This is a genomic window from Hahella sp. CR1, from assembly GCF_029813005.1.
GTDB lineage: Bacteria > Pseudomonadota > Gammaproteobacteria > Pseudomonadales > Oleiphilaceae > Hahella.
The window spans coordinates 88,685-111,684 of record NZ_JAPELK010000003.1; the positions used below are offsets into that span (position 1 = coordinate 88,685).

A 23,000-nucleotide genomic window follows, 5' to 3' on the forward strand; every position below is an offset into this window, starting at 1 on the left:
TCTGGGATTACCAGGAGTAGTCATACTGGAGATATTCGCCAGTTTCCGGATCGACATATCTAAGAAAGCTGATATTGCGGTCCGCCATTCTCTCGCTTTTCAAGCCGAGGTCCCTGGCGCTGGTTTTGAACTCTTCCACCAGGTACGCTTGCTCGCCCCGCGTGACATTCCAGACGCTGTTCCCCTCTCTGATTTCATTGTCGAGCAATTGGTTCAGCTTGGCTGATCTGAATCTGAAGTCGCTATGCATTCTGTTTCCTCTTCACTTCTTTGCGGCTGGCGGGGTTATGTTATTGAATATCCGGCGGCACCGTCAGGTCATACTTGGCGACAATGGCGTCGAACTCGCCGCTCTCCTTCAGTCTTAGCAATTCCTTGTCGAAACGATCGCGCAAAGCCGTCAAATCTCGCGCTTTGGAAAAGGCGATAAAGCTGGGCAGGCGCTCTACTTCCAGCGGCAATCGCGAGATATGCTTGTTGAAGCCGGTCTTCTTCAGCTCCCAGTCCGCGACGTAAATGTTGCTGATCAGAATATCAATCCGACCCAGCATCAGTTTCTTGAAGTTCTGTTCGATATCTTCGACCCGCTGCACTCTCAGTTGATTGCGCATTTGATCAAACACCGCGCCATAGCTGATGGTGGAAACCACGCCGAATTGCTTGTCCTGCAGCGCGAGCAAGTCGCCATTGAAATTAATGGGGGAGTCTTTCCTCGCGTACAGCGCGATGACCTGGGGAATCAGCACCACATTGGAGTAATCCAGAAACTGCTCCCGCTCCGGGGTTTTGTAGGCGGTGAATATGGCGTCCGCATCCCCTTTACGCACCCGGTCCAATGAGCGGCTCCAGGGATGCACGTCTATGCTGACCTGCAACCCTAACGCCGCCATAATACGATGCACCACTTCTACGGCGACGCCTGTAGGTTCGCCATTCTCCCCAGTAAATTCCAGCGGAGGAAACTCCAAGGTGACAAAACGATACGCCCTCTCTTCAGCCCAGGCGCTTTGACAAGCGATCCCCCAGGCAAACAGAAACAACAGTATCGTTTTAAACATGCAGCCGACATTCTCTAGAGTTTTATTCGTTGATTAAGAGTAGCTTAGGGCGATAGCGCACTCAACCGATGGCGAACCATAACGCGCCGGAACCTGGCCCGCAGCAAACAAACCACATAAGATTGCCTGGTCTTTAACTATTGATGCGCCGGTGGCGATTACGAGCCCATCAGCAACTGGATATAGCTCACCCCATCCTTTGTTCCAACTATTTCAAAGTCTTCCAGATAGACATGGTGGTAATCGCCGGTGGTGTGAATCATCTGGTTCGCTGACTTGGCCAGATCCAGCCAGGTTGGATTTTGCAAGGGTTTGCTCTGGTAGCCCGTTCCCTCTCCCCAGAACGCATCATGAGGCTGCACGACTATCACTTGTCCCTCTACGGCCACTTCGTGCAGATTATTAACCGGCATCCCTTTGGCGTCTTCTCCATAGGCGCTGTAAATCACCACGCACTCTTCCGGTATGTCAACGCAGACCTGATTGGCGATGGCGTCCATTTTCGCAACCCATTCATCATCCTGAGCATCCGCGCGGGCGATATCGCCCCATAACAACAACGCCAGGCAGACTATCCCTATCTTCATGTGTTAAGCGCCTCTATTTAGGTAGTAATTCGGAAATTGGGGCCGTATTGGCTTGGGCTCCAACCTTGATCCAATGCAGTTTTGATGAGTTTCGCTACGTACGCAGGGGCGATACGGCTTTTCTTTTTCTGCATCGTCATGTTGTCGCCCCATCTACTCAATCCTGCTGACTCAACTTCGCGTTATTAAACAACAGATTGACAAAGGCCCCAACAGATTTCAGGCGACGACGGCCATTTCTCCGATGCTCCTCAGGGCGCGCAGGACAAGGCTGTTCGGGACATTGCCCTAAATTCAGGCTGCTATACTTGGCCTTATAGGCATTTTGTGTTCAACCAACCAGCATCAAGGGAGGCGGCCATGAAAGCGCTGAAGAAGAACCTAAGCTCATTGGATCGCACCCTGCGTGGCGTCATTGGCGTTGTCGTAACGGGGGCGGGCTTGTTTGGCGGAGAGTATATTGGCGAGCCGATTGTGCAGGCAATTCTGATTGCTTTTGGCGTATTAAATCTGATCTCTCTCGCCACCGGTTGGTGCGTCGTTTATCAAATCGCCCATATAAGCACCCTGAAACCACCGGCGGAACAGTCCTGACGCCGCCGGGAGCATTTATCAATGGACGCGCAGGCGCTCCAGGTCGACCCAAGACTCAGATCCCATCTGCTGCTGGCCACTTTGAGTCTCGCCATTTTTGTCTCCACCGTTTTTGTGGTGGTCGCCTATCGCATCGCGTCAGATCTCGGCGTTAATTCCGAACTGAAAGCCGCTGAAATCAATGTCGCTTTACTCAGTGCGCAAACCGATCTCGCCAATAGTGAGAGCGAGCTTGAATCCCTGTTGGCGCCGAGCGGGCATTACATCGAAGAACTGCAGGTTAAAGAAAATATCGGGGTTCTGGTAAGAAACGACACCGACTTCGTCGTCTTTTCCAGCGGAGTAGCTCAGTCCACAATAGAGGCGGTTACCGCCCTGCTCGGCGAAGAAGCAACCGGCTCAGGTCTGATCGAGCTGAAGGGGGAAACCTACCTGTGGGCGGCGATCAAGAGCCATCATAACAAGCAGAATTACTCCCTGTGGGTGCAGGAAACGTCTTCTCTGGACACGCTTCTGCACTATATCGCCACACGCTTGACCGTGACGTCGTTTCTGACCTTTTGGGTGGCGGTATGGGGCGCGTTGATTCTATCCGGCATCATCACCAAGCGTATTGAGAAACACAATGAGGCCCTCGCCTACATGGCGTCGCACGATCACCTGACGGACCTGCCCAGCCGCCGTTATGTGTTTGAACAGATGGCGGCGCATATCGAAAAGGCCCGCAGCGCAGACGATTGCAGCCACTGCGGCGCCCTGCTGCTGTTGGACCTGGATCAGTTCAAGGAAATCAACGACACGCTTGGACACTCTTATGGCGACGAAATATTGAAGAAAATAAGTCGTCGCTGGCGGGATGCGCTGCCCTCTTCCCATATCCTGGCCCGCACCGGCGGCGACGAATTCGTGGTCTGGACCGCAAACTTGCAAACCGACAACGCGGCGAAAATCGCCGCTCCGCTCGTTGAAGCCTGCCAACGTCCCTTCGAGGTCAGCGGCATGTTGCTGAACGTGGACGTCAGCATCGGCGCCGCCTACTTCCCCAAAGACGGCGACACTATCGAAGAATTAATGAAGAATGCGGACATCGCCATGTATCACGCGAAAAGAAAGCGCTCCCGGCTGGAAGTATACGCCGCCGCCGACAACCCCTACACCGAAATACGCGTGCGGCTAGCCGGGGAAGTCACCCAGGCGCTCAGCGAACAGCAATTCGTGCTCCATTACCAGCCTAAAGTACACTTGCAGACCTGTCAGGTCACCGGCGCCGAGGCGCTGGTCAGGTGGAACCATCCACGGGAGGGCCTTATCTATCCCGGAGCGTTCATCGAACTGATAGAGCATAGCGACTATATTCACGCCTTCAGCCGGTACGTGCTGAGCCACGCCATTCAGCAGATTCAGAAGTGGCGTGATCAGGGCCTTGAAGTGTCCGTCGCCGTGAATCTGTCCCCCTACAATCTGCTGGATCGCAGCATGACGGCGTTCATCCGCGAGCAACTGGATCACTATGGCGTTACGCCGGAGATGCTGGAAATCGAACTCACGGAAACCGCCACCATGATTGATATCCAGACCACACAGGCTGTGTTCAAATCCTTCCGCGAGCTGGGCGTGAAGTTATCATTGGATGACTTTGGCGTAGGCATGAGTTCGCTGTCCTATATCAAGAATCTGGAGCTTGACTGCATCAAGCTGGACCGCAGTTTCGTATTGAACATGCTGAGCGATCCCTGCGATAAAGCCATCGTCCGGGCGATGCTCGATTTGTGCGCGAACCTCGGTTATCAGGCGGTCGCAGAAGGCGTTGAAACCCAGGAACTGGCGGATCTATTGACCGATCTGGGATGCGCCTACGGTCAGGGATACTTTTTCGCCAAGCCCATGCCGGCGGACCAGTTTGTCAGATTTATGCAGGACACCCCCAAACGACGCTCCGCCTGAGACGGCATAGCGTCTCCTCTTACGTCTCCAATGATGAAAGTCGAGCCGTTCTACGCCTTGGCGTAGCTCACGCCAGCGGTTTAACCTCATTTCGTTCAGGCTCTTTACGCATCCTCTGCTATATAATTAATCGAGAAGTCGTTTACTCTCGGACAACCCTAAACTTTGCAGTGAATCCGCAACACGGACACCCATGCGTTATTTGCTACCAGTTATCGCCTTGCTGCTGACGACCTGCTGCGTTCAGGCCGAGAGTCATGCGGCCAACGCCTCCTCTGTGACCTGGAACGGGCCAACCACGGGCCCTGCAGCGCAGCGGAACAAAAATATTGTGTTCGTGTCCCAGGATTCCAATAACGGCGGCATTTCCAGTCTATATCGGCATTTTCAGCTGGCGGCGCAACAGCTCGGTTGGAAGCTGGAATATATCGACAGCAAGAACAATCTGCATAGCGCCAAGTCCGCCTTATTGCAGGCGGGCCACGCCAATGCCGACGCCATTGTGCTGGGCGGGGTTTCTCTCTCCAGCCTTCGGGATGAAGCGCGCATCGTCAAGCGCAAAGGCATCATCCTGGTGGGCTGGCATGCGGCGGCGGAACCTGGGCCGACGGAGGAGCTGTTTAACAACATCGCCACCCCGTCCTTCGCTGTCGCACAAATGGCGGCGCAATACGTGGTGCAGCATAGCGAAGGCAAAGTGGGCGTGGTGATCTTCAATGATGCGCGCTTTGAGGTGGCCAACGCCAAAACCGAAAGCATGCGCAAAATCATCTCACAATGCGATCGCTGCCGCGTGTTGTCCATTGAGAACATCAGCCTTGGCCAGACGGTGACGGAAATCCCCAAAGCCGTGGACCGGCTGGTGACGGAATACGGCGCCGCCTGGACTCACAGTCTGGCGATCAACGACCTTTATTTCGACTCCATCAGCTTCCCGCTGCGCAAACACAACCGCACGGATATTCGTAATATTTCCGCCGGAGACGGCTCCTTTCAAGCGTTGAACCGTATTCGTAGCGGCCTGTCCACCCAGGTGGCGACGGTGGCGGAGCCCGCTGGCGTGCAGGGCTGGCAACTGGCGGACGAACTCAACCGCGCCTTCGCTGGCGCGCCTCCCAGCGGCTATGTGACTGAGCCGCTGCTGATCACCTATGAGAGCGTGCATAAAACCGATATCTACAACCTCGGCGGCGATATTCCCTACCGGGAGTGGTACGAAAAAATCTGGTTCGGCGCGCCGCTTCCGTCCACGCAGTAAAGAGTTGACAGCCTTCTATATCCGTTCACTGACAGGGAGACGCCGCGATGAGGGAGATAACCGCACAATTTGACCGTGACGGCTATGTCCATATTTCCGCCTTCTTAACGTCCGATTTAATTCATCGTTATAACGCGAGACTGACGCAAGTGATGCAGGACTGCGCGCAGGCGCCGGTACAACATGTGGCGTACTGCGGTGCTCAGGCGCTGTTTCGCGTTAATGAGCTGCTGCGCTATTTCGGCGCGCATACGCTATACATTCTGGGTATGCCTGCGCTGCAGCGCCTGACTCAGACCCTGTGCGAAGACGAAGTGGTCTGCACGTATGAGTCGATGTTGGTGCGCTCGGCCGCCAACGCCACCCGGGTTGACTGGCATCGGGATATGAATCATCAGCAGAATGGTCGGATCTTTACCTTGGGAATTTATCTCGACGCCGCGCTGGCGGAAGAGGACGCGTTGCAGGTTTTGCCGGGTCATCATCTATCCGACGCCGCCATTTCCACATTAACGTCAATGTTAGCCGGCACAATGATAACGCCGTTACGGCTCCCCACCCGACCGGGAGACCTGTTGCTCCATGACGTCAGGTTGCCCCACGCGTCTCCGCCAGTGGTCAGCGAGCGCATGCGCAAGACTCTGTACTTTGAGTTCCGCCCTCTGCGGTTGCTGCAAAACGCTAATCCGCATTGGCTGACGCAGCGTCGACGCCTGAACGACATCGCCCAGCGCCTGTATGCGCGCCTTAACAACAAACATGAAACAGAGTGGTCGTTAACTCAGCAGGAAACAGACTGGCTGGAGGTCTTATATCAACAAAGGCAACTGCTGGAGGGGGCGGAATATGCGGCTAATTCAGGATCGCAGGCCAGCCTTAAAAAGCCACCAGTGAGGACAGAAAGAATACAATCACGCCCAGAATCAGCAGCTCCGCCAGACCGATAATGACGCCATAGAGGATGCGCAGCGAACCAGGCAGTTTGCTGACGAACGTTCTGTCGTACATCCAATGACTCGTCTCAATGGCTCCCAGCAGCGGCAACCCCATCAATACGGCGCCGATCCAGAAGGTCATCGAAGGGTATTCAACGGGCCCTTTCACCAACCAGAGACCCAGTCCAGTCAGGAAACTCAAAACGAGGCATACAACGAGCGTAAAGATGCTGACGCCCCTTTTTCCATAAGGGTTAGCGTCTTTCAGACTCCAGGAGTCCTCTTTGTTCATTTTTCTAATTTTCCATAATGCGGATTCGAAATAGCAGGCCATATCATAGGAGCTAACGTCCTTGTTGAGAACCTAAAGATAACAAATTATCTTATTTTTCATTTAAATTTCATAAAAATCAGCCATTTGCATCTCCCTTTTAACCTAAGCCGCGTTCGCTCTTCGTCGTAAGTACATATGAGGACTTAAACGTTTTAGATCGTTTGCGTATATTGCCCGCCCTTTTTAAATACAACTATTACTTGTGTGCTTTTAAAACAATGATTCAATTAAGAAAAACACTGGCTATCGCTATAGGCGCCTGTTTATCCCAGTTTACTTGGGCGGCCCCCACCCACAGCGTGGACGTTATGGTGATTTACAGCGCTCAAGCGCAAGATGAGTACATCAGCAACGGCGAAGAAATCCAGCAAAAGATCGCCGACTACGTGGCTTTCACCAATCAGGCTTTCGTTAACAGCAAGGTGGATATCCAGCTGAATCTGGTCCATAGCGAAGTGGTCTCCGACGCAACCCTCAGCGTGGACAATCAGGACATCAGCGATTCTCTGGCATCCTTGCAGCAAAACCGTTACGTCCGTGAACTACGCGGTCGCTATCAGGCCGACCTGGTAATGATGCTGTACGATCAAAATAATACTCGGTCAGACACCTGCGGCGTTACCGCTCCAGGCGTACTATTGGCCAATAAAGGCGTATTCTCCGTAAGCAATATCGATAGCGCTTACGGACTGATTGATGTGGACCCGAGTTGCGCCATTGATAATAATGGCGACAGCATCACCCCTTATCATTTTGCGCACGAACTGGGCCATCTGTTTGGATTGGGGCACGGCTTGCCCACAGAGCAAACCGAGTTCGTCAGCATTCAGACGAAGCTGGAAGAGATATTCCAGGCGCTGGATGGCGAAGGCTTCTACAACAACCGTCCAGCATTGCCATTCGCCACGCTTTCCACACTTGAGGAAGCCGTCGAAGCGCAGGTATATCCTCTGCAACATGCTTTTGCTTTCGGTTATGGCGGCCCGACCAACAGCGAAGTTTCCACCATCATGGCCTACCCTCACGATCATGATTACGCGCCATGGGTTCCCTATTTCTCCACGCCAGACGTTAAGGCTTGCCGGAAAGGCGGCGCGACTTGCCAAGAATCCGAAAAAGTGGCGATCGGCGGTGATCTTGGTAACGGCCTGCAAGCCAACAACGCCCTCGCGTTGAATCTGGCGGCGGAACAGGTCGCCAATTTCTGTAAGAACGATCTGCAGCTCGCAGGGGCCAAGGGAACGCCGATGCAGTTTGCCGTGGGCGCGCCCACAGCGGGCTGGCACCTGGACAACCTTGAAATTGACTTCTCAGACAATAAGCCGGGGGCGGTCTATCCATGGATTGAGGGTGAGGACGAACTCTCTGTCGTCGAGGTGGATATCAACGGCAAACTGACCAATGTGCTGCAAGTGGAGAACGCCGCCAACCTTCCTACGGCAGGCGTTAACCTGACCTGCGACCTGAAGCCTGGCGACGTTTACCAACTGAAGGCGAAAGTCAAAGGTCTGGAAGACGGCGCAGCGACCCTGTGGCTCTACTACGAAACCCTGAGCGGCGCGAAAGAATGGTTTGAAGTGAGCAGACAAACCGTCACCGCCAGCGACTGGACCACACTGGAAGCCGCGGTGCAAATGCCGGACGACCTGACTCACGTACAAGCGGTGATTTACGGCGTAGATCAAGCCAAGGGCTTTATGCTGAAATCACTGGAAGTGTCTGAGGATCGGGCGCTTTAATGTCTTACGCCCATCAGAATCTTTCTGGTGGGCGCTTTCTTGCTCTTGCGCTTATTCTTGTTCTTACTCTTACGACCACCCTCTCTAAGGCGACAAAGTGGTAGACGCCTCCTGTTCTACCTGCCGCAACATTTCCAGGCAATGACCGTAGGCCGCGTCAAAGTCCAGTTGATTGATATCTTCTTCCAATACGCTAAAAGCCACCGGCAGTTGCTGGCGATAAGCGGCGTTCAATTCCGTAAATAGCTTCAACGCATTCATATTGGACAACTTGACCAACTGCGCCAGTTCCCTCAGCCCGGCTTTCAGTCCATCAAGCGTCTGATTGGCGGAGATAAGCTCATCCTCTGGCGTCTTAGGGTTCAGCAGGGGAACGATTTGATTCAGCAGGTGATGCGTACGCTCAAATTCCGCCCGGATATACGCCACGGCATTCTGCTCCGGCATCCATGCGTCGCCTCCGCGCAATCCCCGCTCCTGCGCCCCGGCGGCTTCCGCCAATGTTGGCGCGCCTATCGCGCCCGCCAGTCCTTTTATCGTATGCAGTATATCCGCTGCGCGCCGCGTATCCCCTCGGGACAACAGGTCCGGCAGCTCCATCAGCATCGCGCTGACATCGCGAATAAAGCCCTGCGTGGCGTTGCTGTAGGCGACGGTATCCTGCCCAAAACGACGCAACGCATCCCGCAGTTTTAAACCTTGCGCTTCCGCCAGCGTTATCGCCGGCTGTATATGCGGCGGCGTCCCCGATGTTGAAGCCGTCTTTGGACTCACCGCAGAGACAGGCGGTGCGATCACTTTTGCGCCACCACGAGTCAGGGTGTGTTTCAGAATCACAGCCACCAGTTCGCTCAGATCGAAGGGCTTGCCGACATGGTCGTTCATACCGGCGGCCAGACAGCTTTCCCGGTCTGAAGGCATGGCGTTGGCGGTCATCGCGACGATAGGCAGATCCTTGAACGCGGCATGGTCGCGAATCTCACGGGTGGCGGAGTAGCCATCCATATCCGGCATTTGAATGTCCATCAGCACCAGATCGTAAGGCGGCGACGCTTTCTTCACCGCGGTTACGCCAGCAAAGCCTCCGTTTGCGATATCGACCAGCGCGCCGCAACCACTCAACAGCTCGCGCGCCACCTGTTGATTGGTCAGATTGTCCTCCACCACCAGGATACGCAATCCCTTCAATTGAGCGTCCGCCTGCGCGGAGCTGCGATTGATCTGTAGCCGTTGTCGATAGCCGGCGCGTGCGTCAGTCACTGCTTCCGATAACATGGCGGCGGTGATGGGCTTCACCAGATAGCCATCCAGCAGGCCCGCTTCCCCCTCACGCGGGTAGGATAAAATTTCCCTGTCCTGGGTCGTCACCATCATGATGAGCGGCATTTTAACGCCCATCAGGACCCGGCGAATGCGCCGAATGCTCTCCCAGCCGTCCAATCCCGGCATGCGCCAGTCCATCATCACGACATCATAGTCGGCGTTCGTCTCCCTGGCGGCCTTCACCATGGCGATCGCCTCTTCGCCGGAGGCAGCCCCTTCTCCATGCCAAGAGAGATGTTTGACGATATTACAGTGGATGTCCCGCGCGCATTGATTGTCATCGACGACCAGCACCTTCAGCGGCCCCTGGAGCGCTGGCTCCGGTTTCCGCGCTACTTCGTCAGAGCAGGTCAGGCGCACAGTGAAATAGAACTCACTGCCCTCGCCGAGCGCGCTTTCCAGTTGCAGTTCGCCGTCCATCATGCGAATGAGGCGTTGGCAGATCGCCAATCCCAGTCCGGAGCCGCCATAGCGTCTGGAGGTAGAGGCTTCCGCCTGAGAAAAGCCATCGAAGATATGTTTTTGTTGCGCTGCGGAAATACCGATGCCGGTGTCGCGCACGCTGAAATAAAGCCACAGATGTGTGGCTTCCATCTTGTGTAATCTGATGGTCAGCACTACCTCGCCGGACTCCGTGAACTTGATGGCGTTGCCCGCCAGGTTGATCAGAATCTGTTTCAAGCGCAGGGAATCCCCCACCACTTGTTCCGGTAGCGCGGGATCGATATCGAACAACACCTCCACGTTCTTCTTGCCCAGACTGGCGGACAACAGCACGCCCACTTCCTGCACCAGTTTTTCCAGATAAAAAGGATGCAGATCCAACTCCAGCTTGCCCGCCTCCACCTTGGAAAAGTCCAGTATGTCGTTGAGAATGCCCAGCAGCGTGCGCGCAGCGGATTCGGTTTTGTGAATGTAGTCGGACTGCCGCACAGTCAGATCTGTTTGTTGCACCAGTTGCAACATCCCCAGAATGGCGTTCATGGGAGTGCGGATTTCGTGGCTCATATTGGCGACAAAGTCCGACTTGGCGCGACTGGCTGATTCCGCCGCTTCCTTGGCTTGGCGTAATTGCTCGGTGCGTTCGGCGACCTTCCGCTCCAGGTTAACGTTAAGCAGCTGCACCTGGGTTTCGATGGCTTTTTGTTCGGTGATGTCGCGAATCGTGGTGGCGGCGCCGACGATCCGGTTATTGGCGCCTTTGATCGGAAAAACGGTAACGGACACGTCAAAATGACTCCCATCCGCGCGACTGCGAATCGTATGAAAGTTAGGCACTACTTCGCCCTGAGTCACCCGTTCCATGATGTCTTTTTCTTCTTCGCGGCAATTGGGCGGCACGATCAGACTCATCAGCGTTTTTCCGATAGCCTCCTCCGCGGGAAAGCCCAGCATGGATTCCGCGCCCTGGTTCCAGTTCGTAATTTCACCTTCCAGAGTGACGCCTATAATGGCGTCGTTGGAGCTTTCCACGATGGCCGCCATACGCGAGCGCTCCAGACCGATATGCACCTTGCGCTGCAGGTTGACCAAAAAGATATAGAACAGTCCGGTCATCAACACAGAGATCAGCGCCAGGGTGAGCGCCACCTGAACTGGCGACAGCAAATGCAGACTCTCGACAAACGCCGGCAGCGCCTTGATGCGCATGCGCCAGGTGCGTTGGTACAGATCCAGATTGATGACGGTCTCCAATCCGTCTGCGGCGGGTCGATCAAAACCGGCGGAGGTGTAGAAAACATCCTCCGCGCCGGATTCAGGCGCGTCAGTCAGAGAAAAAGCGAAGGCCTCGCCATGGAAATCCATATCCTGCAACACTTCGTCCGTCACCAGCGGCGTATAGGCCCAGCCGAAGGTTTCCCGCTCTCTTTCCTCCACCGTGGCGGGAAACAGGTCAGTACGATAGATCGGAATCAACAATAGAAAACTGCGCTGCTGCTTTCCTGACGCCTGCACCAGGGTAATGGGTCCTGACAGCGTAGCCTGGCCGCTGCGCATCGCCGCCAGCGCCGCTTCGCGTCGAGTGGCTTCAGAGCCAATATCCAGGCCCACCGCCTGCAAATTATGTTGCTCCGGCTCCACAAAACGCACCACAAAACGCTCTGCGTCGTTCACCTTAATTTGCTTTATAGCAAAGTCGCCGCCCCGCTCCCGCCGCGCCATCTCCACAAAGGCCGCTTCCTGCTCCGGAGTGACCCGTTGAATCAGTCCATACCCCCTGGAGCCGGGGAACTCCCGCTCCTGCTCACGAGAGTGGGAATATTCAAGGAATTTGCGATAGCTGACGTTTTCACGGCCGCCGCCGATGATGGCGCCTCGGGCGCCGCGCAGGCCATATTCGTATATCTGCATGCGCAACTGCACTTGACTGGCGACGCGATTAGCCAACATATCCAGTCGCGCTCTGGCCTCGCTCTGATTCATCTTGGCCCGGCGCACGCCTTCCTCCAAGGCCAGTAGTACGCCTACCGCCAGCAACCCCCAAAGAAACCATCTCATACGTCCAAGCATCATTGTCTCCGTCCGCGCTACTGGACTTGGCGCTCTCTTGCCGCGTCAGGCATGGCCGTTCTCATGCATCAGCGCATCCAGCTCATCCAAAACCTCGTCGAATTGAAGATTGGCCACTTTTTCGCGGATGGATTCGAACTGAGCAGCGCCGCACAGGGTCTGCAAAGAGGAGCGAATACGGTCGAAATAATCCAGCGCCTCCATATTGCTGCCCTCCAGCAGCTCGCGCCAATGTTGCAGCATATCCAGGTCCAGCTCGACATTAATCGGGCAACCCGAGGACGGCGGGAACTGCTGCGACCACTCCATTAACTCTTTCAGCATGGCGTCCATCCGACGCTCCAACGCGTTCAGCAGGCGGCTTTTGTCCGTATCCTGGTCGGCCCGTATGCTTTCCTCCAATTCGCCGGCGCACTCCGCCACCTTCTCAGCGCCCAGGGTGCCCATGGAGCCCCGCAGCGTATGCGCCAGACGCAGCGCCTCCGTCATGCTCCCTTCAGCCATGGCCTTGCGAATATTCGTCACCGGTTGTTTGCCGCGACCTAACACCTGACACACCAGTTCACGCACATGATTACCCAAAGAGCCTTCCTGTTGACCCGCCAGCAGTAACTTGGAGTAGTCCAACGTGCTTTGTTTCGGCTTTATCCCATCCTTCACTTTCGCGCCTCACCTCACCATTTCATCTTCTATTTTTCAAATCCCCATTTAAAGCATCCGTTGTTCCTCTGCGTTATCTTCAGCGCAGTGGACACGCCCTCTTCCCGCCTGTTTCGCCGCGTACAGCTGCTGATCCGCCTCTTTGATCAAGTCCACAATCTCGATATGCCGGATCGGATAGATCTCCGCCACGCCGATGCTGACGGTCACCACATCGGCGATTTCCGAAGCCTGGTGTTCGATGCCCAGCGCTCTGATGGAAGCCTCTAGTTCGCGACCCAACTGACAGGCGCCGGCGATTTTGGTTTCCGGTAATATGCAGGCGAACTCCTCGCCCCCATAGCGGGCAGGAAGATCGTCAGGACGCTGCAATACCTGTTTCATACAGCCCGCCACCATCCTCAGGCATTCATCGCCGGCGATATGACCGTAGCGGTCGTTGAATTTTTTAAAGTAATCCACATCCAGCATCATCAGGCTTAAGGGGTGGCCATTGCGTTTACAGCGACGCCACTCTCGCTCCAGACGTTCATCAAAGAAGCGTCGGTTGGCGACGCCGGTCAGCCCATCCAGAAACACCAGTTGCCGCAGAAGATCCGCCTGAAACTTAAGCGTCAGGTGAGCGCGCACCCGGTTACGCACCGTGGCGGGGTTAATCGGTTTGGTGATGAAATCGACGCCGCCGGCGTCCCAGCAGGCGTCCTGCTCTTCCGGCGTGTTGTGGGCGGTGACGAAAATGATCGGGATGTCTTTAGTTTCTGGAGAGAGCTTCAATTGACGGCACACCTCCAACCCGTCGGTATCCGGCATAATGACATCCAGCAGAATCAGGTCAGGAATGTCTTTCTTGCAGAATTCCAGCGCCTGCGCGCCGTTAGTCGCCATAAAAACGTCATGCTCGCCTGCGAATAATCGATAGATCGCCTGGATGTTAATCGGCTGGTCATCCACCACCAGAATACGCGCCCGGTTTTTTTCAATCTGCATAGGCATGTCAGTTACCGATACAGTCCGAAGACTCCAGCTGTTTCAACATGTCGTTACACAAAGTCAGCGCCGTACTGAAATCGAGCTGATTGATGCACTCTTCCAGTTCGTTGACAGCTTCCGGCAACTCCGACTCGTATTTCCTTTTGAGATTCTCAAAAAACGAAATCGCCTCCATATTTGACGCACGCACCAGCGACGCCAACTCTTTGAAATCCTGATGCAGACTTCGCTCCGGCTGACCAACGATATCCAGCGGGGACTCCATCGCTTGTTTGACCGCCAGCAGATTATCGATTTCCACCACGATCTGAGGGGTTCGCTCCAGTTCGCGTCGCAACGCCGCCAACAGATTTTCATCCAGCTCGTGATTACGCAGCGCCAGTTCCACATCCTGGATAATATTCATATGGCCCCCTGAACCGATGGAGCCAGCCAGACCTTTCAGGGTATGCAGGACATTCGCCGCCTGCTCCGGCTCGCCGCTCGGTGCGAAATAAGCGTCCCATTCCTCCAGCAAAGTCAGCACTTCCTTCTTGTAACCAGACACCGCCGTTCGATAGGTGCCCAGGCTGCCGCCAAAACGAGCCAGCGCGGAAGCGACGTCAATCTGCAGACTGTTGGCGAATTGCAATTCTTCTTCCGTAAACAGAGACGTCGTCGTATGCAGCGACGCGACTTTTTGCAGCCGACTTTCCAGTCCGGTCTGCTTGAGAATGACTTCCACCAGTTGCCCCAGCTCAAAGGGTTTGCTGACATGATCGTTCATGCCCACGGACAAACAGGCATTCCTGTCCGAAGACATGGCGTTGGCGGTCATAGCGACAATGGGTAAATCCGCCAGACCCAGGCGATTGCGTATTTCTCCTGTGGCGCAATAACCATCCATCACCGGCATTTGAATATCCATCAACACCAGGTCATAGCCCGGTTGCGCCCGCTTGACCATCTCCAGGCACTCCGCCCCATTGCAGGCGATTTCCACCTGCGCGCCTTCGCTGTTTAACAGCTCCATGGCAACTTGCTGATTGGTCGGATTATCCTCCACTACCAACAGTTTCAGCCCTTTCAGCATCTGACCGGAGCTGCGCCAATGGTAAGAAGTTGAAGAGCCTTTTCGCCCCGCCGCGCGGGCGTCCGCCACTGAATCCAGTAATACGGAGGCCGTTATCGGTTTGACGATAAAGCTGTCGAGCATGGCTTCATCGCCGCTCTGGCTGTGGCGCTCCAGTATTTCCCGTCCCTGGGCGGACATCATCACCAGGATAGGCCGGACATCGCCAAAGTCCATGGAACGGACTTTCCGGCAGACCTCCAGACCGCTTTCTTCCGGCATCAAGTAGTCCACGAATATCACGTCGTAGGGACGCGCACTGTCGCGACTGGCTTCCAGATAAACGACCGCCTCCGCTCCCGACGCCGCCAGATCCGTGCGCCAGCCAAACCCTTGCGCCATACCGGCGACGATTTCTCTGGCGGTGTCGTTATCATCCACCACCAGCACATTGAGCTTGTGCAAGTTGGGAATGGTGCGCCGCAGGTCCTGGGTATCTCCCACTACTCCCAACTTGACCGTGAATTTGAAGGTGCTTCCTTCGCCTGGCGTACTCTCCACGCTCATCTGGCCCTTCATCAGGTCCACCAGCCGACGACAGATAGCCAAGCCCAGACCGGTGCCGCCGAAACGCCGTGAGGTGGACGCCTCCGCCTGGGAGAATCCGTCAAAGATGTTCTGCAGGTTCTCTGGAGAAATGCCGATGCCGGTGTCCCGTACGCTGAAAAAAAGCTCCAACTCACGCTCTGTGCGCTTCAGCAGCCTGGCGGATAGTACGATTTCGCCAGCGTCCGTGAACTTGACGGCGTTGCCAACCAGGTTAATGAGTATTTGTTTTAGCCTCAGACCATCTCCCAGCATGTCGTAGGGTATGTCAGGGTCGATATCGAACAGTAATTCCACGGGTTTGCCGCCCAGATTGGCGGACATGATGACGCCGACTTCACGAAACACCTGATCGATATTGAAGGGATGCATATCCAGACTGAGCTTACCCGCCTCTACTTTGGAGAAGTCGAGAATATCGTTGAGGATGCTCAGCAAGGTGCGTGCGGCGGCGTCGAGTTTATCCGCGTAGTCATGCTGGCGACTGGTCAGCACCGTACGCTGCAACAGCTGCAACATGCCCAGAATGGCGTTCATCGGGGTGCGGATTTCATGGCTCATGTTGGCGACGAACTCGGACTTCGCCATGCTCGCCGCTTCCGCCACATCTTTAGCCTTTTTAAGCTCTCCCGTACGTTCCCTGACCTGCAGCTCAAGGTTGGAGTTCAGCTCAATCACTTGCTTTTCAATTGCTTTTTGCGCCGAGATATCGCGGATAGTGGTGGCGGCCCCCAGTACCGCGCCGTTGGGGCCGCGCACTGGCGATACGGTGATGGACACGTCAACCTCGCTGCCGTCGCGTCGTTTACGAGTGGTATCAAAATGACTCACCGGATCGCCGCGACGCAATCGCTGTAATATATATTCTTCCTCAGCCATGCGCTCCGCGGGCATGATCAGGGACGCCATAGTCTGCCCGACCGCCTCCTCCGCCGAGTAGCCGAACATTTCTTCCGCCGCTCTGTTCCAGCTCGTGACAACTCCTTCCAGGGACTTACTGATAATGGCGTCGGTGGAGCCGTCGACAATCGCCGCAAGCCGCGCCTGCTCCTGACTGATCTGCATGCGGCGGCGCAGGTTCAGCATAAACAGATAAAGCACCACGCCTAATATCGCCACCACTATCAACACCGCGCCGATCGCCACTCTGCCGGTTTGCGACGCATGTGCGTCCAGAAACTCATCGCTGACTGATTTCACCAGCGTCAGATGTCGAGACGGGTTATTTTTGTCCAGCGGAACGTCGACCATGACAGCATGAATCAGACCTTTCGGTCCCTTGAAGATTTTCATGTGCTCATAGGTGTCATATTCGTCCGAGGTGGTGAAATAGTCAGTCCAGCGGTGACGCTTACCGATATCAAAACCAAAGACTTTTCTGCGGTCGGGATGCACCAGAAAGTCGCCATCGCTGTTGAGCATATAGGTGGTGTATTCCGGAGCCAGATCGGTAACCAGCTCCGTAAAGATTTCAGCGAACTCCACGTTGATCACCACCATGCCGAACAGATCGCCTTCCGCATAGATAGGCACTGAGACCCGAATTACTGGTCGATGGGGCGTTTCCAATTGATTATCCTGCCGCCGATTCAGGGTGATGTCGGAAACATAGGTCTCTCCTGCAGGCAGTTTGAGCGTTTCCTGGAAGTAGTCTCGCCCCGCTTTACTTTGCAATTCCCGCTCCGATACGGCGACCACTCCTTCCGGTGTGCGATCCACACGCACCAGCTCCCTTCCCTTGTCCGCCACGCCGATATAGCGCACTTGCGCAAAGCGGGGGTTTTCTTTCATAAATTCGGAAAAAATGACCTGCAAGCGCCTTTGCCACACAAGCAGTGAGTTCCCTTCTTGCGGGTCAAGGCCATTATTATCAATGGCGCGGATGATGCCTTGAATAGGAGGCGTGTTGGACAGGAAACGCACGTCGCGACGATATAGATCCAACTTGTCCTGTATGGCTTCCGATCTCAGCTCCGCCTGTTCCGCCAGCCTGAGGTCGTAGTTGTGATGTTCCTGATCGAGTTGATAGAAATAGGCCAGATAATAGAAAGGAATCGCCAGCGTGCAGAAAGCAAGCGTAACCGCCAGCAAGGTTCGCATGCTTAACAGTGATGAATCCGAAAGTCTGGCGGACGCCATGAAAGCCCCTCCCTTAACACCAGAAGTTTTCTGGTTATCCCTACGAACTCAGGCGGCCCCTGAACGTTCGTTTTGATCGCTTCTCCCCCTTTACAGCTTAGACTGTATTGAGAGACATGCGAGGAATGGCGCGACTGACAGCCTGATCAGTGAATACAAGGGGAAACAGGCCGCCGGAAGGCGACGCTGGGTAAGGGACGAAAAAGGGAAGAGACAGGGAAATCTGCGCGTGGCGTCACGCAGATCAGTGACGCCTTAAACCGCTTCCCATTTGAAACGCCGTACCCACTCCCAGGAATAAAAACAGGATATCCAGAAGACCGAAATCTTCTCGCATCAACTGAAAAGTGGAGTATTCCTGAAATTCCTGACTGAATGTGGCTTGCACCCATTGTTCAAACGAAGGGTTTTCCAGGGCCACTTTGCGTAGCTCCGGCTCGAACTCCCGTTTGAAATCATCAATTTCAAATTGCACCACTTCGCTGGGTTCACTGGCCTCGGTGTAGCCGTACTCGATCATGAAATTGCGCAGCGAGTCGTCATCGGTCACATCAGTTTGATAGCTGTGAGCGGCCTGTATAACCGAATCATAGACCGGGCGAAAATCCTGCAACTCGATTTCCCCCGAATCCGCCAGGATTTCAAACCAGTTCTCCTGAATACTCTGAATAACCATATATTTACCGCCCATGATGGCGAGAAAGGCCAGGACGCCGCAGGCTATCCCTGTGGATATGCCTCGTCCTCCCATGGCCAGAGCGGCGAAGCCGACAGCCCCGCCGATCCCCCAGGCGATCAGACTGAATTCATACCCTGTGGACATGGCGATCACCTTCCACAACACAGCGCCGATTAACGCTGCGCCTGCAGCGGCGCCGATGGCTTTGGGGTTGAGCGCTTCGACATCGTCCGTCGCGTAGGTGACTTCGTCTTCTTTGCCGGGTTTGGCGCTGGAGTTGCGGATATTGCCGCCGGGCCTTGTTGCCGTCGCCGCAGTTGGCGCCGCTTCAGTAGATTCCTGCGCAGGGGCGACTTTGTGCATGTATACGCCACAGCCGGCGCACTGCTCCGCTTTGGGTTGCTCCAGGTTACATTTCGGGCAGGTAACACGGTCGTCTGAGGGCTGGGATACCGCCTCTTCTTTCGCCCGGAGTTCTTCCTCTGTTGGTTCCAACGAGAGAGTACGCCCTTTAAAAGTGGGCTCCGGTTTCACCTCCTGCACCGTCGCCGCCATGCCGATGCTATCCAGCTTGCGTACGTATGCGCGCGCCGTTTCCAGGTCCAGACCTTTCTTTAAGACGAGTTTCTTACTGAGCAGCGCCTGGGCCTTTTCTGGCGTGGTCTTGAATAATTTCGCACAACTATTCGCCACTTGCTGAGCGTCAAAGCCCGCATTGATTTCCCCGCTGCTTACAACGTTATAAGTTGGGGCCCGCCCCATAAGCTACTCCTCGCCATTAACGACCGTTAATGAAGGATAGCCTGATAATTACTGAACTCCAAGTTATTAGATTAATTGAAGTTTCCAGGCGCAAAGCGAAAATCTCAGTGCCCTCCGGCGTGTTCCTCCACCAGTGGCGTCACGCTGGGCTTGAGGTTGGATTCTATATCAGATTGATAACAGCGATGCTTGGGGTCCCATCTCAGGCATAAGCCCATAGCGGACTTACGCATTTGTTGAGCCTGATAGTCACTGATGACGAAATAAAGGCTGCTGAGCTTTTGCAGTCGTCCTGATCCTGCGGGTTTAGCGAGTATCACCATCTCGTAGGGCCCAGACTTGAACTCGAATTCAGGCCCTTCCGTTTCAGTCAGAAAATGATGCTCAAGAACGACGCCTTCCTTGGGCGCCAGCAAGCCGCCGCTTTCCCGCAGGCATTGCTTGTTAAGGTAGGCCCAGATGCTGAAGTTGGCTTCTTCTTCGCCCCGACGCAGCCACAGGGTCAGGTAGTCGATCACCACCCCGCGTTTGGATGCGCTGAACAAAGCCGTCCGCAAACGCACTTCGCTGATGCGTTTACCTTGGGACGTGGTGTCCTGGTCAAGCAGGATATAGCTGGGTTGGGCTAGCTTCACATCTCCGCGATAGGTTCGGAAAGCCCAAAGAGCGATGGAAAATCCAATCAGCGCCGCGCCAAGCGCAGCGAAAATTTCCGGTGACGGCACGATTCCCTCCTTCCTTTACGTCCATGCAAGCAGCGAAGCTGCCTTGATTCAGTTATAGCTCAACTGGCGTATTTTTGCACAACAGCGCCAGTCAGTTTCGCGGACTGGTTCCGAAAGGACGGATACGTAACCAGGAAGGGGGCGAGTTTTCAACGATCGGGCGCCATGACGAAAAAAGGGTGAAGCCTGCCCCACCCTTTTTCAATCCGAATTAGACTATTTTCAATCCGAATTAGACTATGTCGCCGTTAACGGCAGGTGATAGTTCTATACAAGGGATAGCACTGATTTTTGCTGCCAGTGCTCTTTGACACCCACTGCTGCTGGTACCAGTCGAAAGTGATGTAGGAACTTTCGTCCTCGCCGCAGAGGATAGAACCGCCAACCGAGTTGTTGTAACCCTCTTCTTTACAGAACTGGGTTCCGTTGGTGGCGTCGATAAAGATGTAATCAGTACGGCCATACTGATTCATACGCTGCGGATAATAAAAACTTCTCTCCGCCGCCGCCATTTGCGCCACATCCACCTGGGCGACGCGATCACTCGCGCTGGCGATCTGAGTCAAAGAAAGAGTGCAAACCATGCAGGAAGCGGCCAAAGCCAATACTTTTGTTTTTAACATTGCAGAAATCCTTTCATAGCATAACGTAGTGTTTAAACTCCCATGAGGGAGCCGCTTAGTGTGCAGCGGCTACGTTACAATCCGTTGAACGCCCTTTTGCAATATGGCTTATGACTATCGTTGAGCCTCCCCTTTAAAAGTTCAGCAACCCTCGATACCAGAGAAAACCTAATCCCAGAGGAAGATAGATAAAGATCGTCGCAACAAAAATAACCATCACCCAATTCGCTAATGCTTTCCAAGCGGAAAAGCCCTGAACCTGGCCAAGACATTTGAGAAAGACGACGAATCCCCATATACCGAAAACAATTCGAATAGCGCTGACCGCGATAAATATAATCCAAAATTCCAGTTCGCCGTCAGCGATAGCCAGATAGAAATCAAACAAACCGATGTCTAAGATCAGGCATCCAGTCAGGAAGAAGAGAGCCGTGGCGAAGAATGGAATATACGACCATGCCATGGCCTTACGTATGTCTGAATAACTCGCTCTTCCGTTTAGCAAACGGCCAGTCCATCGAATCAGCTCACTCCCCAGGTAAACAATCAAAAGCCCTTCAATCAGACCTGCCAGGAGCGCCCAGGGCCATACACTGTCAAAATCCCCCTTAGTGGAGAGTTTATTGTCACTAATGCGATAGAGCATATTGATCATGCCCGCCATTCCAGCCATAACAAATACAGACTTGTCTGACGCGCTTTGAGCAAGCTGTTGCATGGTTGCGCGAGGCCGTAACCAAATGGAGAACCAGGGATTTAGTCGTTCATTTTCTGACGGAGTGACAGGGGACTCCAATTCGACACTTGGCGGAGTATAGGGAGAGCGTTCTTGCATGGCGTTTTATCAATTCAAATGGAACAAATAGAAAACGGCGGAAATTTACGTTTAGCCATAGATTAAAGCCACACCTAAATCAATTTTTCTGTACAAATCCCTAAAATATCCCGTTATTTTTTGTAAGATCCGCGACTTTTGTCTTTTGCATCGTTAAAATCGCCGCGCTGGGCGACTTCCAGGCTGTATTTTCCCCTTCTGACGGATTCACGATGACTAATAGTTCCCTTACCCTACAATCGCATTCACTCCCTGAAGATCTGTTTGCGCTGATCAGCGGCACGGCATTTGTGGCTTTCGGCGTATTTCTGTTCAACGGAGCCGGCTTACTGACAGGCGGTACGGCGGGGTTGGCGCTGTTGTTGACGCATGTGCTGCATATCAGCTTCGGTAAGATTTTCTTCCTGCTTAACCTGCCGTTCTATTGGCTGGCTTTCAAGCAGATGGGATGGCGTTTCTGCCTCAATACGTTTATTTCCGTCGCCATCGTTTCACTGGTTGTGGATCACACAGGGGATGTCGTCTCCATTAAATCGATAGAGCCCTGGTTCGCAGCGGTTTTCGGCGGCTTTCTGATCGGCATGGGCATGCTGATTCTGTTCCGTCATAAATCCAGCCTGGGCGGCGTCGGCATCCTCGCGCTATACCTGCAAAAGCGCAATATCATGCGCGCCGGAAAATTTCAGATGATGGTGGACTGCATTATCGTGCTGGCGTCCTGCTTCATCGTCACTCCCATGGTTCTGATTTACTCAGTGCTCGGCGCCATGGCGCTGAACCTGTTGCTGACAGTCAACCACAAACCCGGTCGTTATCAAGTCGGCTAACTCAGTTTCGGCGGCGTCTTGAGTAACAGGCGCCGCGCCCTTCACAACTTCTCACGCACAAAACAAACCCCCTGCTGGGCCGTCCAGGCGTTTACCCGCTGCCTCAACCTATGCCTGGTTTTTTGCCTGAACTGTTTATTCTGCGACGCAGCGAACAGCAACTCCGCCTCCGCATGCGTCAGTTCGATATCCCATAACCAGTCCGATGCGTCATCAGCCCAGTTGCTCATATGATGCTGAAAAGGAAAGAGAACAGGGACTTTAAAGGGAAACGTTTCGGCGCAGGCCTCATCCAGACCGCTCTCTCGTAGCCCTCTTTTAAGAAGATCAATCTGATGCTGATAGCATTCGCCATAACCTTTCTCAAGAATAGGCAGCAACATCAAACCCGACCTCCCCTTCCCGATCTCTAGCGAGCCATCATGCTTGATATACCACTTTCCTTCCGCAAAGGAGACATAGGCTTTCCAGCCTGCCGCGTTGGTGAAAAGAGGGCCAATCCATTGCATTTCTTGTATGCCTTTTTATGTTTCAGCTACTATTCCCCGCGCTCAACACGCAAGTTTAAAAAGTGCTATTAATCAGGCAGACAAATGGCTTCCTTCTATTTGTCTGCAACGACAGGACCTGCACATGTCAGGCCCTGTCTCCCGCGGCTGACCGCCGCGCAGGCGCATCCCTGCGACTAATGATTAACATGCCAATATCATTGCCATATTAATAAAGAGAACGGTTATTGTAGTGCCAGTTATATTCGATCTAAAAGACCAGCCCCAGACCTGGGCTAACGACGTCAACACAGAACTCGCCCTTTACGCAC

The 23,000-nt window shown here is 54.3% G+C and carries 19 protein-coding genes; 6 read left to right on the plus strand and 13 right to left on the minus strand.

From position 1 onward, the window contains the following. Positions 1–7: 7 nt before the first annotated feature. The 3 genes from ONV78_RS08395 to ONV78_RS08405 form a co-directional block, all read right to left on the minus strand. A complete protein-coding gene (locus ONV78_RS08395) occupies positions 8–250 on the minus strand; it encodes a hypothetical protein (RefSeq protein ID WP_279502531.1) in 243 nt (80 codons plus the stop codon). 40 nt (positions 251–290) lie between these two features. After that, the gene (locus ONV78_RS08400; RefSeq protein ID WP_216738751.1) at positions 291–1,058 is read right to left on the minus strand and encodes a transporter substrate-binding domain-containing protein; all 768 of its coding nucleotides are present in this window, start codon (positions 1,056–1,058) and stop codon (positions 291–293) included. Between the two features lie 158 nt (positions 1,059–1,216). Beyond that, positions 1,217–1,645: a hypothetical protein gene (locus ONV78_RS08405; protein ID WP_216738752.1), complete on the minus strand. Its 429-nt coding sequence runs from the start codon at positions 1,643–1,645 to the stop codon at positions 1,217–1,219. 360 nt (positions 1,646–2,005) lie between these two features. On the opposite strand from ONV78_RS08405, the gene ONV78_RS08410 reads away from it, so the two are divergent. The 4 genes from ONV78_RS08410 to ONV78_RS08425 all read left to right on the plus strand — a co-directional run bounded on the left by ONV78_RS08410 (position 2,006) and on the right by ONV78_RS08425 (position 6,388). After that, on the plus strand, positions 2,006–2,239 hold the full coding sequence (locus tag ONV78_RS08410) for a DUF2892 domain-containing protein (protein WP_279502538.1): 234 nt from the start codon (positions 2,006–2,008) through the stop codon (positions 2,237–2,239). A 21-nt stretch (positions 2,240–2,260) separates the two neighbouring features. Next, the gene (locus ONV78_RS08415) at positions 2,261–4,183 is read left to right on the plus strand and encodes an EAL domain-containing protein (RefSeq protein WP_279502541.1); all 1,923 of its coding nucleotides are present in this window, start codon (positions 2,261–2,263) and stop codon (positions 4,181–4,183) included. A gap of 193 nt (positions 4,184–4,376) precedes the next feature. Continuing rightward, entirely contained in the window at positions 4,377–5,441 is a 1,065-nt protein-coding gene (locus ONV78_RS08420) for a substrate-binding domain-containing protein (RefSeq protein ID WP_279502543.1), read from the plus strand. Between the two features lie 47 nt (positions 5,442–5,488). Next, positions 5,489–6,388, plus strand: a complete 900-nt coding sequence (locus ONV78_RS08425; RefSeq protein WP_279502545.1) for a phytanoyl-CoA dioxygenase family protein — start codon at positions 5,489–5,491, stop codon at positions 6,386–6,388. Here ONV78_RS08425 and ONV78_RS08430 read toward each other — a convergent pair. Further along, positions 6,318–6,668, minus strand: a complete 351-nt coding sequence (locus tag ONV78_RS08430) for a hypothetical protein (protein WP_279502547.1) — start codon at positions 6,666–6,668, stop codon at positions 6,318–6,320. The two genes, ONV78_RS08425 and ONV78_RS08430, sit on opposite strands and share 71 nt — an antisense overlap. Positions 6,669–6,928: 260 nt before the next feature. Here ONV78_RS08430 and ONV78_RS08435 point away from each other — a divergent pair, with 260 nt between their 5' ends. Continuing rightward, entirely contained in the window at positions 6,929–8,449 is a 1,521-nt protein-coding gene (locus ONV78_RS08435; RefSeq protein ID WP_279502549.1) for a zinc-dependent metalloprotease family protein, read from the plus strand. A gap of 84 nt (positions 8,450–8,533) precedes the next feature. On the opposite strand, the gene ONV78_RS08440 is transcribed toward ONV78_RS08435, so the two are convergent. The 8 genes from ONV78_RS08440 to ONV78_RS08475 form a co-directional block, all read right to left on the minus strand. Continuing rightward, the gene (locus ONV78_RS08440) at positions 8,534–12,271 is read right to left on the minus strand and encodes a CHASE domain-containing protein (RefSeq protein WP_279502551.1); all 3,738 of its coding nucleotides are present in this window, start codon (positions 12,269–12,271) and stop codon (positions 8,534–8,536) included. 57 nt (positions 12,272–12,328) lie between these two features. Next, on the minus strand, positions 12,329–12,943 hold the full coding sequence (locus ONV78_RS08445) for an Hpt domain-containing protein (protein WP_279502553.1): 615 nt from the start codon (positions 12,941–12,943) through the stop codon (positions 12,329–12,331). Positions 12,944–12,991: 48 nt separating this feature from the next. After that, a complete protein-coding gene (locus ONV78_RS08450; protein ID WP_279502555.1) occupies positions 12,992–13,930 on the minus strand; it encodes a diguanylate cyclase in 939 nt (312 codons plus the stop codon). Positions 13,931–13,937: 7 nt separating this feature from the next. Continuing rightward, positions 13,938–17,729 carry a response regulator gene (locus ONV78_RS08455; protein ID WP_279502557.1) on the minus strand — a complete coding sequence of 1,264 codons (3,792 nt, stop codon included), beginning with the start codon at positions 17,727–17,729 and terminating at the stop codon, positions 13,938–13,940. Between the two features lie 244 nt (positions 17,730–17,973). Further along, on the minus strand, positions 17,974–19,170 hold the full coding sequence (locus ONV78_RS08460; protein WP_279502559.1) for a hypothetical protein: 1,197 nt from the start codon (positions 19,168–19,170) through the stop codon (positions 17,974–17,976). Between the two features lie 104 nt (positions 19,171–19,274). Beyond that, positions 19,275–19,895, minus strand: a complete 621-nt coding sequence (locus ONV78_RS08465) for a hypothetical protein (protein WP_279502563.1) — start codon at positions 19,893–19,895, stop codon at positions 19,275–19,277. 248 nt (positions 19,896–20,143) lie between these two features. Beyond that, a complete protein-coding gene (locus tag ONV78_RS08470) occupies positions 20,144–20,518 on the minus strand; it encodes a hypothetical protein (RefSeq protein ID WP_279502565.1) in 375 nt (124 codons plus the stop codon). A 133-nt stretch (positions 20,519–20,651) separates the two neighbouring features. After that, positions 20,652–21,353 carry a Yip1 family protein gene (locus ONV78_RS08475; RefSeq protein WP_279502566.1) on the minus strand — a complete coding sequence of 234 codons (702 nt, stop codon included), beginning with the start codon at positions 21,351–21,353 and terminating at the stop codon, positions 20,652–20,654. 212 nt (positions 21,354–21,565) lie between these two features. On the opposite strand from ONV78_RS08475, the gene ONV78_RS08480 reads away from it, so the two are divergent. Next, positions 21,566–22,180, plus strand: coding sequence for a YitT family protein (locus tag ONV78_RS08480; protein ID WP_279502567.1), 615 nt, complete (start codon positions 21,566–21,568; stop codon positions 22,178–22,180). 41 nt (positions 22,181–22,221) lie between these two features. Here ONV78_RS08480 and ONV78_RS08485 read toward each other — a convergent pair whose 3' ends face one another. After that, complete coding sequence (locus tag ONV78_RS08485) at positions 22,222–22,689, minus strand: hypothetical protein (protein ID WP_279502569.1); 468 nt, start codon at positions 22,687–22,689, stop codon at positions 22,222–22,224. Positions 22,690–23,000: the final 311 nt, after the last annotated feature.

Bases quoted from the DNA above. Each gene is read 5' to 3' on its own strand.
- ONV78_RS08395 (WP_279502531.1), bottom strand. From the start codon at position 250: ATGCATAGCGACTTCAGATTCAGATCAGCCAAGCTGAACCAATTGCTC.
- ONV78_RS08400 (WP_216738751.1), bottom strand. From the start codon at position 1,058: ATGTTTAAAACGATACTGTTGTTTCTGTTTGCCTGGGGGATCGCTTGT.
- ONV78_RS08405 (WP_216738752.1), bottom strand. From the start codon at position 1,645: ATGAAGATAGGGATAGTCTGCCTGGCGTTGTTGTTATGGGGCGATATC.
- ONV78_RS08410 (WP_279502538.1), top strand. From the start codon at position 2,006: ATGAAAGCGCTGAAGAAGAACCTAAGCTCATTGGATCGCACCCTGCGT.
- ONV78_RS08415 (WP_279502541.1), top strand. From the start codon at position 2,261: ATGGACGCGCAGGCGCTCCAGGTCGACCCAAGACTCAGATCCCATCTG.
- ONV78_RS08420 (WP_279502543.1), top strand. From the start codon at position 4,377: ATGCGTTATTTGCTACCAGTTATCGCCTTGCTGCTGACGACCTGCTGC.
- ONV78_RS08425 (WP_279502545.1), top strand. From the start codon at position 5,489: ATGAGGGAGATAACCGCACAATTTGACCGTGACGGCTATGTCCATATT.
- ONV78_RS08430 (WP_279502547.1), bottom strand. From the start codon at position 6,668: ATGAACAAAGAGGACTCCTGGAGTCTGAAAGACGCTAACCCTTATGGA.
- ONV78_RS08435 (WP_279502549.1), top strand. From the start codon at position 6,929: ATGATTCAATTAAGAAAAACACTGGCTATCGCTATAGGCGCCTGTTTA.
- ONV78_RS08440 (WP_279502551.1), bottom strand. From the start codon at position 12,271: ATGAGATGGTTTCTTTGGGGGTTGCTGGCGGTAGGCGTACTACTGGCC.
- ONV78_RS08450 (WP_279502555.1), bottom strand. From the start codon at position 13,930: ATGCAGATTGAAAAAAACCGGGCGCGTATTCTGGTGGTGGATGACCAG.
- ONV78_RS08455 (WP_279502557.1), bottom strand. From the start codon at position 17,729: ATGGCGTCCGCCAGACTTTCGGATTCATCACTGTTAAGCATGCGAACC.
- ONV78_RS08460 (WP_279502559.1), bottom strand. From the start codon at position 19,170: ATGGGGCGGGCCCCAACTTATAACGTTGTAAGCAGCGGGGAAATCAAT.
- ONV78_RS08470 (WP_279502565.1), bottom strand. From the start codon at position 20,518: ATGTTAAAAACAAAAGTATTGGCTTTGGCCGCTTCCTGCATGGTTTGC.
- ONV78_RS08475 (WP_279502566.1), bottom strand. From the start codon at position 21,353: ATGCAAGAACGCTCTCCCTATACTCCGCCAAGTGTCGAATTGGAGTCC.
- ONV78_RS08480 (WP_279502567.1), top strand. From the start codon at position 21,566: ATGACTAATAGTTCCCTTACCCTACAATCGCATTCACTCCCTGAAGAT.
- ONV78_RS08485 (WP_279502569.1), bottom strand. From the start codon at position 22,689: ATGCAATGGATTGGCCCTCTTTTCACCAACGCGGCAGGCTGGAAAGCC.